Here is a 14,069-nt window from a genome sequence, read left to right as displayed (position 1 = left end):
CACGAAAGACGAGACCTCCGGCAAGCCGCTCAGCCGCCAGAGCCGGGTCATCCGGCGCGAAGGCCGGGGTGCCGGTCACGTTCGCGCCGGTGAATGCCAGGGCCGTCGCCAGGCCGACGACGGGCGCCCGAGCGGAGATGCGCATGGATGTCCTCCCAGGGGCGTGTCCGCTCGCGGACGGATTCCAGGTGATCGGGCGGCCTCAGCCGGCCCGCAGGAGGGTGTGCAAATCGGCGGTCTCGAGGACGTGGGCCCGTGCGGGAAAGACCTGACGGAGCAGGACGTCATGCGCTTCGGGGTCGGGATCGGCGACGCCGTCGGCCAGGACGTAGAGCCGGTAGTCGCGGTCGGCCGCGTCGAGGACGGTGGACAGGACGACGCCGCTGGTGCTGACACCCGCGATGACCAGAGAGGTGACGCCGCGTTCGCGCAGCCGTTGATCGAGGTCGGTGGTGGACAGTCCGCCGTGACGGACCTTGCGCACGATGATGTCCCCGTCCTGGGGAGTGAGACGTTCGTGGACGGCGGTGGCGACGTCCGCGTGGTGCAGGAGACGGTGCTGGGCGACCGGTGCGAACGACCGGTTGGCGGGCGGGATCGCGGCCCAGTCGGCCTCGGTGAAGCCGACCCGGACATAGGCCACGGTGCCGCCCGCGGCGCGGACGCCGGCGATGACCTTCTCCAGCCGTCCCAGCAGGGCCGCACCGTCGCCTTCCGGGAGCAGCGCGAGGATCGCCGGCTGACAGTCCATGACGAGCAGGGCGGTGCGGGCGGGGTCGAGCGCGGAAGCGGTGGTCATGCGAGTGTTTCCCTTTCCGGTGGCGCCTGGTCGGCGTTCTTGAGCTGGGGTGTGCGGTCGTGCCGGGGGAGGAGGAGCGAGGTCGCCAGGAGGAGGAGCCCGGCGATCGCGATGGCGGTGCGGGGGCTGGTGAGGCCGGCCAGCAGGCCCCACGCGCCGGTCATGGCCGCGATGGTGGCCTTACCGGTGATCGACCAGGCGGACAGCGTGCGGACGACCCGGTCGGACGGGAGCAGTTCGAGCCGATAGGTGGCGAACACCGGGTTGAACACGCCCATGCAGGTGATCAGCCCGAGTTCGATGGCGATGACGAGGAGGAGCCCGGTGGGGCCGGGGCCGACGAAGGCCAACCCGAGTGACCAGCACGCGCGCAGCGTCCCGGCGGTGAGCATGACCTTGTGCCGGCCGAACCGTGCGAGGAGCGGGCGGGCCAGCCGCGAGCCGATGAGGCCGCCGACGCAGGGAAGGCCGAAGGCGAGGCCGTACTGCCAGGGTGCGAACCCGAGTTCGCCGAGCATGAGGACGGCGAGCAATGGCGAGGCCGCCATGATCAGGCCGCCGACCAGGACGGTGTTGAAGAACAGCGGGCGCAGCGCCGGGCTGGCGAGGATGTACCGCCATCCCTCCAGCAGGTCGCCGGGTCCCGGCCGGGACGGGGCGGCGGTTCGCGCGGGACGTGGCTCCCGCCCGCCGATGGCGCGGATCCCCGCGGCCGAGAGGAGGAAGCTGACCGCGTTGGCCGCCACGCTCACCACCGGGCCCACCAGCCCGATCGCGGCGGTGCCCAGCGGCGGCCCGAGCGCGGTGGCGGTCCAGGTCGTGGCCTCGAACCGCCCGTTCGCGACGAGCAGGTCCCCGGACCGGACGAGCGCCTTCAGACACGCTCCGCTCGCGGCGGTGAACGCGATGTCGGCCGCGCCGACGACCACGGCCACGACCAGGAGCTGAGCGAAGCTCAGCCGGCCGAGCAGGTAGGCGGCGGGAACGCTCATCAGCGCCGCGAACCGGATCAGGTCCATCGCGATCATCACCGGCCGTTTGCGCCGGAACTCCACCCACGGCCCGAGCGGCACCGCGACCACCGCCCCGACCGCGAGCCCGGCGGCGGCCAGCACCGACACCTCGGCGGGCCCGGCGTCGAGAGCGAGAATCGCGATCAGGGCGAACGCGTCGAACGCGAGCCACGTGCCGAACGCGCTGACCGCGTACGCGGCCCAGAACCACCTGAACCGCCGCCCCAGCGACCTTCCCAACGCGCACCCCGCCATCTCCAGGAAACAACCATCCGTTGATTCATGGATCCAAACGCGCGCCTGGTGGGCGGGTCAAACAACCGATCGACCGAAAACGCACAACCAAGGGTTGTGAGCTAAGGTCGGCTGGTGTGGATCTCGATGCCGTACGCACGTTCGTCGCCGTCGTGGACGCCGGCCAGTTCCAGGACGCCGCCGCGGACCTGTCGATCACCCAGCAGGCCGTCTCCAAGCGCATCGCCGGGCTGGAGAAGGCCCTCGCCGTGCGGCTGTTCACCCGCACGGCGCGCGGGGCCCGGCTCACCATCGACGGGCAGGCGTTCCTGCCCCACGCGCGCGAGCTGCTGCGCGTCGCCGAGCGCGCGGTCGCGTCCGTGCTCCCCGGCAGCCGCCCGCTGCGCGTCGACGTGATCGCCTCCCGCAGCGCGGCGTCGGGCCTGATGCGCGGCTTCCACCGCGCGCACCCCGAGGTCGAGCTCGACGTGGTGATGCTGTTCGACGTCGAGACGGCCGTCGCCGCCCTTCGGTCCGGTGCGATCGACGCGTCCTTCCGCGCCGTCGCCGTGCCCGGCCGGCCCCTTCCCGAGGACATCGAGTCCGTCTGGGTGCTCGACGAGGCGCTCCAGCTCCTCACCGGCCCCGCCCATGCGCTGGCCGGCGCCCGGTCGGTGACCGTCGCCCAGCTCACCGGGCACCGGATCTGGATGCCCGGCATCGTCCCCGGCACCGAGTGGGCCGCCTACTATGACGACCTCGTCGCCGAGTTCGGCCTCACCATCGAGGCGACCGGCCCCAACTTCGGCTCCGACGCGCTCCTCGACACCATCGCCGACACCCCGGCCCTGGCCACGTTCATGGGTGGGCAGACCCGCCTGGTCTGGCCCGCCGGCCACGGTCTGCGCCGCATCCCGGTGACCGGCCCGACGCCCGTCTACCCGCACTCGCTCCTGTGGCGCCGCGACAACCCCCACCCGGGGCTGGCCACCCTCCGCGCCCACCTCGCCGCCGTGGCGGACGGCCACGACGCCGCCGGGACCTGGGCGCCGGGCTGGGCGATCCGGCGCTGAACGCCGCCGCGCCCGCGCACATCGTGCCCGGATCGCCCCGCTCGACCGGCGACGCGCCGCCGCGCGTCACAGCGGCCGAACCGCCTCGCCGGCAGGTACGTTCGTCATGCTCGACATCCTCACCATCGGCAAGGACCTGTCATGCAAGCCATCACCGTCCAAGACCGCGCCGCCGGTGTGGCCGGACTCTCCCTGACGGAACAGCCGTACCCGCACGCCGCCGAGAACGACGTCATCGTCCGGGTGCACGCCGCGGGGTTCACCCGGGGAGAGCTCGACTGGCCGGGAACGTGGTCCGATCGCGCGGGCCGCGACCGGACGCCGAGCGTGCCCGGGCACGAGATGTCGGGTGTCGTCGCCGAGCTGGGGTTCGGGACCACCGGCCTGACCGTCGGCCAGCGGGTGTTCGGCTACACCGACCCCGCACGCAACGGCACCCTGGCCGAGTACGTGGCGGTGGAGGCGCGCAATCTCGCGCCCCTGCCGGCGGACGTCGACCACACGGTGGCCGCCGCGCTGCCGATCGCGGGGCTCAGCGCGTGGCAGGCCCTGTTCGACCACGGCCGCCTCGCGGCCGGCCAGACCGTGCTGATCCACGGCGCCGCGGGCTCCGTCGGCTCCATCGCCGTGCAGCTCGCGCGTGAGGCCGGAGCCCGGGTGATCGGCACCGGCCGGGCCGCCGCCAGGGACACGGCACTCGAGCTCGGCGCGGACGCCTTCCTGGACCTGCAGGCAGATTCCCTGGACGATGCCGGCCAGGTCGACCTGGTGCTCGACGTGATCGGCGGTGACATCCTGGACCGCTCGGCCGCGCTGGTGCGCCCCGGTGGCACCCTCGTCACCATCGCCTCCCCGCCCACGGTCCGGCCCCGCGACGGGCGGGCGATCTTCTTCATCATCGAACCCGACCGCGCCCAGCTCGTGGACCTGGCGCAACGGGTCCGCGACGGACGGCTCCGCCCGATCATCGGGGCCGTACGCACACTCGCCGAGGCGCCCTCCGCATTCGCCCGGCCGGCCTCCGGCAAGACGATCATCCGGGTCACCGAAGGCGGATAGCCGGCGACACCACTGGGCTCGCCACCTCAACGGACCATCACCAAGGCTTGAACGCGCGCTTGGTTAACCTCCCGCGGGCCCGGACAGCGTACCCAGGCGACTCCGATCGGCCTGGCCGATCGAAGGGGCGCGCCCTTGGACGAAGGGTCCGAGTAGGACAGGAGACAGCTCATGATCCGAGTGCGACTGGCCGGCGGCTTCCTGGCCGCCGTCGCGGGGGTTTCGGCCACCGCATGTGCTCCCATGGCCGAGCAGGGAACCGGTACGGCAGCGGTCGCCGGCAGGGCCCCGGTCGCCGTGGCCGTCACGCGGCCACCGTCGGAGACGGTGTCGCCGCTGTTCGAACAGGCACTTCCCAACGTCAAGGGCAAGACGTTCACCTCGGTGCTCGTGGACTTCCCACCGAGCGCACGCGCGGTGCCGCATCGGCACGGCGACGCCTTCGTCTACGCCTACGTGCTCGAGGGCACGATGCGCAGCCGGCTCAGCGGCGAGCCGGTGCGCGTCTACCGCCAAGGCCAATTCTGGGTCGAGCCGCCGGGAGCCCACCACGTGCTCACGGAGAACACCAGCCCGACGAAATCGGCGAAGCTGCTGGTCGTCTTCATCTCCGACACAGGAGAGAAGATCAAGGTCGATGATCCGTCAAGCCAGGGCAACTGAACGTCACAAGCCGCCGCCGTCGCGATGGCGTTCTCCGGCATCGCCCGGTGCGCACCAGTCACCTTATGACGGACTTATGACGGCAAAAGTTCAGACTGAGCCTGTTTTGACTTCTCACCCCCCGGAGTCATCATGCTCAGCAGAATCCTCATCGTCCTCACCCTGTTATGCGGCGGCCTGACCGTCACCGCGGTCGAGGCCATCGAGGCCATCGAGGCCATGGCCACCCGGGCAGCGCCGGAGCTGGACTGGCGGACGGCGCTCGAGAGATCGGACACCCCGCCAGGCTCGCCACCGGTCACAACGGTCCGGTCGGCACCCGAGGTGGGCAGCACCTCGGCACCCAGGCCGACACGCACCCGGCTACCCGCCGCGACGTCGGCCGAGGTGACACTGGAGGCGAGACCGCAGCGCGTCGGACCGCTGGAGGTGAGCGGGGCCGCCGGCACGACCGCGCGGGTGGAGGTGCTGGGAGAGCAGGCGAGCCGGTCGGGGCTGGTGTTCCGGATCTCCGCGGCCACCAAGGTCTCCGTCGACTTCGCGGGCTTCGCCGAGCGCTTTGGCGCGGGGTACGCCGACCGGCTCAAGCTCGTCCGGCTCCCGGAATGCGCCCTGACCGCCGACTGCGAACGCCGGCGCGCCCCCTCGCTCAAGGACGGCGGCGACCGCCCGGTGGTGCCGTCGGTGAAGAGCGGAACCAGGCTGAGCGCGGAGGTCCCCGCCGGACTGTTCGCCGTCACGGCCGGCCCCGAAGGCGAGGAGGGCTCGTTCAAGGCGACGCCGCTGACGCTCTCGGGCGACTGGCAGGTCGTCACCGGATCGGGGAACTTCACCTACAACTACGACGTGCCGCTGCAGAAGGCGCCCGCGGGGCCGACCCCGGCGCTGCGCCTCGGCTACTCCTCCGGCGCGGTCGACGGCATGGTGTCGGGCAAGAACACCCAGAGCGGCCCGATCGGGCTGGGCTGGGGAGACTTCGCCGACTCCTTCATCGAGCGCCGGTACAACTCCTGCCGCGCCGACGGCCAGGGCTCCGATGACCTGTGCTGGAAGTCCGACAACGCCACCATCTCGCTCAACGGCCGGTCCGGAGAGCTGGTGCCGCTGCCCGGGACGCCGACGAAGCAGTGGCGGCTCAAGGACGATCCGCGATGGCGGATCGAGCAGCTCACCGGCGCGAAGAACGGCGACGACGACGGCGAGCACTGGAAGGTGACGACCCCCGACGGGGTGCAGTATTTCTTCGGCCGCGGCGTCAACCCCGACGTCGGGGTGGAGACCCACTCGGTGTGGACGGTGCCGGTGTTCGGCGACGACGCGGGCGAGCCGTGCAACACCGAGACCCCGCTGCCGTGGTGCGTACAGGCGTGGCGGTGGAACCTGGACCTGGTCATCGACCCGCATGACAACGTGCAGCAGTACGAGTACCGCAAGGAGATCAACCACTACGCCGCGCTGAACGGCTGGCCCGGCTTCGAGCACACGGAGTACGTGCGCGGCGGCGCCCTGGAGATGCTCAAGTACGGCAAGCGGCGCGCTCAGAACGAGACCGAGCCGTCGGCGCGGGTCACCTTCGACATCGACTACCGGTGCGTCGACCTGGCGGCGGGCTGCCGGCAGCCGACCCCGGCCACGGCCGCGAACTATCCCGACACCCCGGTCGACCTGATGTGCTTCACCGACGTGTGCGCCGAGCACGCCCCGACGTTCTTCACCGCGCTGCGGTACGTGTCGCTGACCACCCAGGTCGAGGTGGGCGGCGACGAGTTCGCCGACGTGGACCGGATCATGCTCTCGCACGCCTTCCCGGACCCGGACCCGAACCGGACCGGCGACCAGAAGCTGTACCTGACCGCGATCCAGCGCAAGGGCATGTCCGCGGAAGAGCGGATCACGATGCCGCCGGTGACCTTCTGGCCGACGCTGCTGAACAACCGGGTCGACACCGCGGGCGGATTGTCGGCGATGCCGCACCACCGGGTCGGCGTGGTCACCAACGAGACCGGCGGCCAGGTGATCGTCACCTACGGCCGGCCGCACCCGTGCCCGGACCCGATCCCCAATCCGCCGAACTGGCATCTGAACACCCGCAACTGCTTCCCGCACTGGCATGCCCCGGACGGCGGGGCCGCGGGGTTCGCGGTGTTCCACAAGTACGTGGTGACCCAGGTGGAGCAGCGTGACACCGTCGGCGGCGGCCCTCCGATGATCACCTCCTACAGGTACGGTGACCAGGTCCGCGCGGGCTTCCCCAACGGGGCCTGGCATCATGACCGGGACGAGTTCGTCTCCAACGCCAACCAGACCTGGTCGGAGTGGCGCGGCTACGCCGACATGCAGGTCACCCAGGGCGCCGGACGTACCCAATATCGGCTCTTCCGTGGCATGAACGGCGACAGGCTGGCCGGGGACCCGTTCCCGGGCCCGGGCTCGCGCGTGGCCAGGACCTCCAGCCTGGACGGCACCGTCACCAACGTCAACGACGAGAACTGGCTGGCCGGGGGCGTGCTCGACCAGCAGGAGCTGCGCGGCGACGGCAGCGTCGAGCACGGCACCGTGACCGGCTACCACGCGCAGCGCACCGTCGACGCCGCCGGGCCCGATCCGCTGGACGACGCCTGGTTCGTCATGCCGAGCGACCGGGTGGAGCGGCGGCGCGACCCCGCCGGCGGCAGCCTGGTGCGCAGCCGTTCCCAGACCGTCTACAACGCGCTGCTGGGCACGCCGGACAAGGTGATCGAGCACGGCTGGCTGGCCTCGGCCGGTGACGAGAGGTGCACGGTGACCGTGCCCACGGTGAACACCGGCCCGTGGCTGCTGGACCTGCCCGCGTCGGTCACCCGGTACGGCAACGCCACGTGCGACGGGGCCGAGCTGGCCAGGGAGGAGTACGCCTACGACGGCGGAGCGTTCGGCGCGGCCCCGGCGCGCGGCGATCGGACCGGTTCCCGAGTCAAGATCACCGCGACGCCGACCTGGGCGACGACCACCACCACGTACGACAGGCTGGGACGGCCGCTGAAGGTCACCGATCCCAACGGGCACACCACCACGACCGCCCACACCCCGGCGATCCGCTACCCGGCGACCACGACGGTCACCAACCACCTGGGGCACCAGACGAGCACGACCTGGTTCCGCCCCCGGCAGGCGCCCGAGGCGACCATCGACGCGCGGGGCAAGCGGACCGGCTTCGCCTACGACGCGCTGGGCCGTACGCGCACCGTGCACCGGCCGACGGAGCAGGGCGGGCCCGCGTCGTACGAATTCAGCTACGAACTCGACCCCGACAAGGCCGGGCCAGGCGTGGTCCGGACCCGCAGGCTCCAGGACACCACCAGGTACGTGGACTCCTGGGTGCTGCACGACGCCTGGCTGCGACCGCGCCAGGCCCACATGCTGTCCCCCGAATCGGGCAAGGTGATCGTCACCGACACCAGATACGAAGGACGCGGCCTGGTCGCCGCCACCTCCCAGCCGCAGGCCATGACCGGCACGGCCGGAACCGGGCTGTTCCCCGTCCCGGCGGCCGGTTGGGCGAACGACGAGACGACCGCCTATGACGAGGTCCGCCGCCCCATCTGGCAGATCTCCTGGACCGCGGGCACAGCCCGGCGATCGGTCGTCACCGACTACACCCACGACTCGGTGACGACGACCCCGCACCCCCTGGCGGGGGGAGTCGTCCGTACGGTCAGCGACGCCCACGGGCGGGTGATCAGAATGGAGGAGGGCGACGGCGGCGCCTGGCGCCCCACCCGCTACGGCTACGACATGGCCGACCGGCTGACTACCGTCACCGATGCGGCGGGCAACACCATCACCAACACCTACGACCTCGCCGGGCGCAAGATCGCCATGAACGATCCCGACATGGGCGCCTGGACCTACGGATTCGACGCGGTCGGCAACCAGACCCGGGCGACCACCGCCGCCGGCGTGCAGGTGCACACCCTCTACGACGCGCTGAGCCGCCCGAAGGAGCGCCGCAAGGACTCCCCGGCGGGCACCCTGCTGGCCAGGTGGGAGTATGACGCGACCGGGGAGACGGGCCTGCTGAACAGGACCACCCGCGTGGAGGGCGGCGGCTCGTACGTGGTCGACGTCACCGGCTACGACGGCCGGGCCCGGCCCACCGGCCAGACCTGGACCTTCCCCGACGCGAGCTACACCGTCGGCTACGGCTACGACGCCGCCGACCACCCCACCCGGATCACCTACCCGGCCGTCGGCGGGCTGCCCGCCGAGACCGTGAACACAACCTACAACGACGTCGGCCTCGCCACTTCCATGGTCGGCGCCGCCGAGTACGTCTGGGCCGCCCTGTACGACGACCGGGCCCGCTCGGTGTGGAACCTGTCGGGATCCCGGACCGTGCCCTTCAGCCAGGTGACGGAGTACGACGCCGACCAGCGCGTCAAGGCGATCAAGGCGGGCGGCGGCGGCACCGCGCTGCAGGACCTGCGGTTCACCTACGACGACACCTTCGGCGACGTCGTCGACCGGCACACGACCCTGAACGGGCAGTCCTGGCGCGAGTGCTTCGACCACGACGACCGCCGGCGCCTCACCCGCGCCTTCACCACGACGGGCACCTGCGCGGCCGGCACACCCGGCACGGGCGCCAACGCCTACGACCACACCTACACCCTCAGCGTCGACGGCAACCTCACCCGGCGGGTCGAGAACGGCACGCGGGTCGTCGACTACACCTATCCGGCGGCGGGCGGGACGCGTCCGCACGCGCCCACCGCAGTCGGCGGCGACACCTACACATGGAACGCCAACGGCGACCTGACCGGCCGTACCGTCTCAGGCCAGACCGAGACGCTCACCTGGAGCCCCGAACGGCTTCTCCTCGCCGCCGGAACCTCCAGCTTCGTCTACGACGCCGACGGCAAGCGCCTGCAGCGCAAGACCGCCGCGGGCACGACCCGCTACATCGACGGCCACGAGATCACCGGATCGACGGCGGTCCGCACCTACAGCTTCAACGACACCCCCGTCGCGATCCGCACGACCACCGGCGTGGAGTTCCTGGCGACCGACAATCAGGGGTCGGTCCAGCTCACCGTGCCCACCGGCTCCGTGACGCCCAGCCACGTCAGGTCCTACCAGCCGTACGGCAAGCCGCGCGGCACCGACAGGACCGGCACCGACCGCGGCTGGATCGGCCAGTTCGAGGACGGCTCCACCGGCCTCAACTACCTCAACGCCCGCTACTACGACCCCGGGATGGGACGGTTCGTCTCCCCTGACCCGCTCTTCGACGTCGCCCGGCCACAGACCATCAACCCCTACGCCTACGGGCTCAACAACCCCACGGCCTTCTCCGACCCCAGCGGCCTGATTCCCGACGCGTGCACGCTGGGGGAGATCAAGTGCACGTTCAACGGCAAGGGCTGGATCAACGTCGAGCCCGTGCAATCCACCCCCGACCCGCCCCCGGCGTCCCAGGACATGTGCGCTCCGGGCAGCTCCGGGAACACCCATCCCGCATGCGGGCCCAGGCCGGAGGGCGGCACCATCGCCGGCGGCGAGGACCTCACGGTCGAGGACCTCGCCGAGCGGGTGAACGACGGCACCGACACCGCGCTCGACGTCACCGAACTCGGCCTGCAGTTGTGCACCGACTCCCTCGGCTGCGCCAGGATCACCGGGTTCGTCGAGGCGACCAGCGACATCGGGTTCGCCACCGGCGCCATCGGCGTCGTCATCGACTGCGAGTCGCAGGGCTGGTCCAGCCAGGCGTGCATCAAGGGCGCGATCCTGGAGGGCGGCCAGCTCATTCCGGGGGTGGGGGTCGTCTTCCTCACCCTGGACGTGCTGGACCAGTTCGGGCTCGTGGATCCCGTCATCGACTTCCTCCAGGAGATCTTCACGAGTGACGGCCGCAGCCCCGTGCGGACCTGCGACTCCGGATCCAGACCGGAATACGGCTGCACGCACCTGCCCAGCGGCGGGCAGGGCGAGCACACCGGATCGGCCGGGGTGCCGCCGCCCTGCGAGGGCTGCGCGGCTCCACAGGCGGGCCCATGCCCGCTGAGGGGGTGCGACCACAACAGTTACAACCTGGATGACTGATGACTGATGGGGGGACGTTCGACCCGAACGTCCCCCCATCATCCGGAGTGATCCCCGCTTTTCCTGGGCCGAAGGACCGGAGCCGTCAGTGGGGATCCGGTCTGGGGATGTGGATGCCGGCGGCGCGGAGCCTGGCCTCGAAAAGCGCGGACAGCCGCGCCGCGGCCGGCGACTGCTCCTCGCCGTGGTGGGCGATCAGCGTGTACCGGGTCGCGGCCTCGGTGCGGGCCTGCAGGCCGGTCACGGTCTTCAGCAGCGCGGGGTTGGCGAGGTAGTGGTCGGCCGCGGCGGTGGCGAGCTCGGCGATGCGAGGGTCGTCCGGGTCCCAGGTCACGGCTTCGGCCGTGCGCTTGGTCAGGGCGACGAGCCGGGTGTCCTGCAGGGCGTCCTCGAAATGGGTGAGATAGTCGTCGAAGCCCTCCGGGACCAGAGCCCTGGCCAGCACCCAGCCCTCCCTGGTGGCCGCCACCTCGTCCGCGGGGAATCCGAGGCCGAGCATCCGCTCCAGCAGCGCCACGGCGCGATCGGACAGCAGGGCCCGGTCACCGTCGGCGAGCCGGTGCAGGGTGTCACGCCGCGCGGTCAGCACCTCGATCCGCTCGGTGAGCTGCCGCTCGACGTCGGCGAGCGCGGCGGCGAACAGCGGGGCGTCGGCGTCGAGCAGAGGCCCGATCTCGGCCAGCGGCACCCCGGCGGCGGCCAGCGTCCGGACCTGCACCAGCCGCAGCAGATCGGCAGATCCGTAGCGCCGGTACCCGGAGCTGTCGCGTTCCGGCTCCTCGACCAGGCCGAGCTTGTGGTAATGCCGCACCGTCTTCACCGTGACGCCGACGAATACCGCCGCCTGCCCGATCGTGACACCGTTTCTCATCTGCTCAGCCTGCCTTGTGCTCAGCCCGCCGGCTGAGCCGGGTCGGCCTGCCCACCGTGGAACACCTCGTTGACGAGCCTCTGCTGGGCGTTCTGGAACGCCGCCGCGATGGACAGGTCGGCGTCGTCCACGCAGTTCAGCGCCGCGACCAGGGTCCTACCGCCGTCGGGCGTGCTGTACATCAGCGCCGCGTGGCCCACGGCGGCGCCGTTGTGGGAGATGAGGGTGCCGCCGCCGGCCGTCGTCACCACGAACACGCCCAGACCGTAGTCCATGTCCGGGATGCCCGTCGGGTGCGGGGTGCACATCTCGGCCAGCAGCGGGGCCGGCAGGAGCCTGCCGCCCATCAGCGCGGAGATGAACGTGTGCAGGTCTTGAGTGGTCGAGATCATGTCGCCGCCGCTGGAGACCCAGGAGGGGTTCTGGCGGGTGATGTCGACCGTCTTCTGCTCGCCGGCGTCCTCGTAGCGGTAGTAGGCGTGGGCGTGCGGCTCGGGGAGCACCGGCGAGGCGTCCGGCACCACGGTGCCCGTCAGCCCGAGCGGCTCCAGGATCAGCCGCCGCATCTCCTCGGCGACCGAACGGCCGGTGACCTTCTCGATCAGTAGCCTGGCCAGCACGTAGTTGGTGTTGGAATAGCTCCAGCCCGTCCCCGGCTCGAACCGCGCCGGCTTGGACAACGCCAGCTCCACCAGCTCCTGCGGCCGGTAGATCCTGAACCGGTCGTCCACCCACTGCCTGCCCGTGGTGCTGTAGGGGATGGCGATCCCCCGCACGATCGTCCCGTCGGCGTTGACCTCGCCGGTGAAGTTGAACACCCCGCTGGTGTGCCGCAGCAGCATCCGCACCGTGATCCGCTCGTCCAGCCCGAACTCGGGCAGGTAGTGCGCCGCCGGGGTGTCCAGCCCGATCCTGCCCTCGGCCACCAGTTGCAGCACCAGGGTCGCGGTGAAGGTCTTGGTGACGCTGCCGATCCGGACATGCCCGTTCGCCGGCGGCTTCCCGGCCCGGCCCAGCTCGGCCGCCCCGGCGCTGCCGGTCCACTCGCCCCGCTCATCGTGCACGCGCAGCGACACCCCGACGAAACCGGAATCGACGATCTCCTCGAGCGCCTTCTGCAGCTCCGGGCGATCCTGTCCGGCAGCGGCCCCGCCGTCCGCGTCGAGGGCGGCGGTGATCTTGCGGGCCATCTCGGCCGTGGTGGCGCTGGGCTTGTCGGGGTGGACGGCGGCTTCGACGGCGAGCCGGATCGTCCTGCGGAAGTTGTCGGCCTCTGCCGGAGCCTGCCCGCCGAGCAGCTTCATGGCCGCGGTCAGGGCCGGCAGCACGCGGTCGGCGAGCTCGGCGACGGTCTTGCCCGTCAGCTCGATGTCCTTGGCGTTCGCGGCGAGCACGTGCCCGACCAGACCGGTCGCCGACGTCAGGGCGACGGTGGCATTCGTGGCGGTCTTGTGGGGCGAGCCGGTGGTGGCGGCCATCAACGACACGGCGCCGTACGCGGCGGTCCGCAGGGTGCTCTTGTCCTGGTCGGAAAGGGTGATGAGCATGGTGGTCTGCTCCCTTGGGTCTGTTGTGTCCGGTCGGCGTCGTGCCGCTGCGGCGAGCTTCCACCCTGACCCAAGGTCAACCTCAACCGTGATCTAGCTCACAGGGGGCCGTCGACCCCCGCCAAACATGAGTGTCATAGAAGGTCCCATTAGCCCGAATTGTTAATTGAGGGCGCCTTGCCGAACATCGCACTTCTCGACATTATTTCCTTGCCGTTAAATGGCCGATTTGGCGTGCTTCAGATCATCTAGCGGGGTATCTCCTGAACTGTACTCGCAGGCACGGCAGCAAAGAAAAGGTTAAGGGGCGTCGAATGATTCCTCGCACAAAGAAACACAATAAACTTTCTCATGCATTTATCCTGGCGCTGGCGGTCATCGCGTCGGCGACCGGGTCGGCCCTGGGCTCGCCGCACCAGGCGGCGGCGAACGATGTCGGGGCCCTTGAATGCCCCGCACCGGCCCAGCAGGGGTTCGGCGCGGATCACGCGTTGAGGCCCACCGATCCGAACAGGCATCCCCTCGACGAATCCCATCCCGATCAGATCAGGCTGGACATCAGGTGCTGCCAGACTCCTGACAGCACCAAGCACAAGAAAGCCCTCGTGATCTGCGGCAACAGGAACATCGTCTTTGGCCTTCCCTAACGGACGTCACCGCGGTGGCCGCCGGCCGGCGACAACGCCGGGGGGATGCCGCCGCCGTCGGTGGGTTTCGAGCCCGGCT

At 70.9% G+C, this 14,069-nt stretch carries 9 protein-coding genes; 5 read left to right on the top strand and 4 right to left on the bottom strand.

The window, feature by feature from the left end; genetic code table 11:
- Positions 1-202: 202 nt before the first annotated feature.
- Complete coding sequence (locus AB0I15_RS37095) at positions 203-799, bottom strand: cysteine hydrolase (RefSeq protein ID WP_358106288.1); 597 nt, start codon at positions 797-799, stop codon at positions 203-205.
- Entirely contained in the window at positions 796-2,052 is a 1,257-nt protein-coding gene (locus AB0I15_RS37090) for an MFS transporter (protein WP_358106285.1), read from the bottom strand. The genes AB0I15_RS37095 and AB0I15_RS37090 overlap by 4 nt, the downstream gene beginning before the upstream one ends.
- A 131-nt stretch (positions 2,053-2,183) precedes the next feature.
- Here AB0I15_RS37090 and AB0I15_RS37085 point away from each other — a divergent pair, with 131 nt between their 5' ends.
- From AB0I15_RS37085 to AB0I15_RS37070, 4 genes are all read left to right on the top strand, one after another.
- On the top strand, positions 2,184-3,119 hold the full coding sequence (locus AB0I15_RS37085; RefSeq protein WP_358106282.1) for a LysR family transcriptional regulator: 936 nt from the start codon (positions 2,184-2,186) through the stop codon (positions 3,117-3,119).
- Positions 3,120-3,260: 141 nt separating this feature from the next.
- Positions 3,261-4,178, top strand: a complete 918-nt coding sequence (locus tag AB0I15_RS37080; RefSeq protein WP_358106279.1) for an NADP-dependent oxidoreductase — start codon at positions 3,261-3,263, stop codon at positions 4,176-4,178.
- 171 nt (positions 4,179-4,349) lie between these two features.
- A complete protein-coding gene (locus AB0I15_RS37075; protein WP_358106276.1) occupies positions 4,350-4,841 on the top strand; it encodes a cupin domain-containing protein in 492 nt (163 codons plus the stop codon).
- Positions 4,842-4,973: 132 nt separating this feature from the next.
- Entirely contained in the window at positions 4,974-10,925 is a 5,952-nt protein-coding gene (locus tag AB0I15_RS37070) for an RHS repeat-associated core domain-containing protein (protein WP_358106273.1), read from the top strand.
- 85 nt (positions 10,926-11,010) lie between these two features.
- On the opposite strand, the gene AB0I15_RS37065 is transcribed toward AB0I15_RS37070, so the two are convergent.
- Both AB0I15_RS37065 and AB0I15_RS37060 read right to left on the bottom strand, forming a co-directional pair.
- On the bottom strand, positions 11,011-11,796 hold the full coding sequence (locus tag AB0I15_RS37065) for a MerR family transcriptional regulator (RefSeq protein WP_358106270.1): 786 nt from the start codon (positions 11,794-11,796) through the stop codon (positions 11,011-11,013).
- Between the two features lie 20 nt (positions 11,797-11,816).
- Positions 11,817-13,343 carry a serine hydrolase domain-containing protein gene (locus AB0I15_RS37060; protein ID WP_358106267.1) on the bottom strand — a complete coding sequence of 509 codons (1,527 nt, stop codon included), beginning with the start codon at positions 13,341-13,343 and terminating at the stop codon, positions 11,817-11,819.
- A gap of 314 nt (positions 13,344-13,657) precedes the next feature.
- On the opposite strand from AB0I15_RS37060, the gene AB0I15_RS37055 reads away from it, so the two are divergent.
- A complete protein-coding gene (locus AB0I15_RS37055; RefSeq protein ID WP_358106264.1) occupies positions 13,658-13,990 on the top strand; it encodes a hypothetical protein in 333 nt (110 codons plus the stop codon).
- Positions 13,991-14,069: the final 79 nt, after the last annotated feature.

The organism is Nonomuraea sp. NPDC050643, assembly GCF_040654715.1.
Lineage (GTDB): Bacteria > Actinomycetota > Actinomycetes > Streptosporangiales > Streptosporangiaceae > Nonomuraea.
The sequence above is the reverse complement of the archived record's forward strand: the minus strand, read 5'-3'. Positions and strand labels throughout refer to the sequence as shown.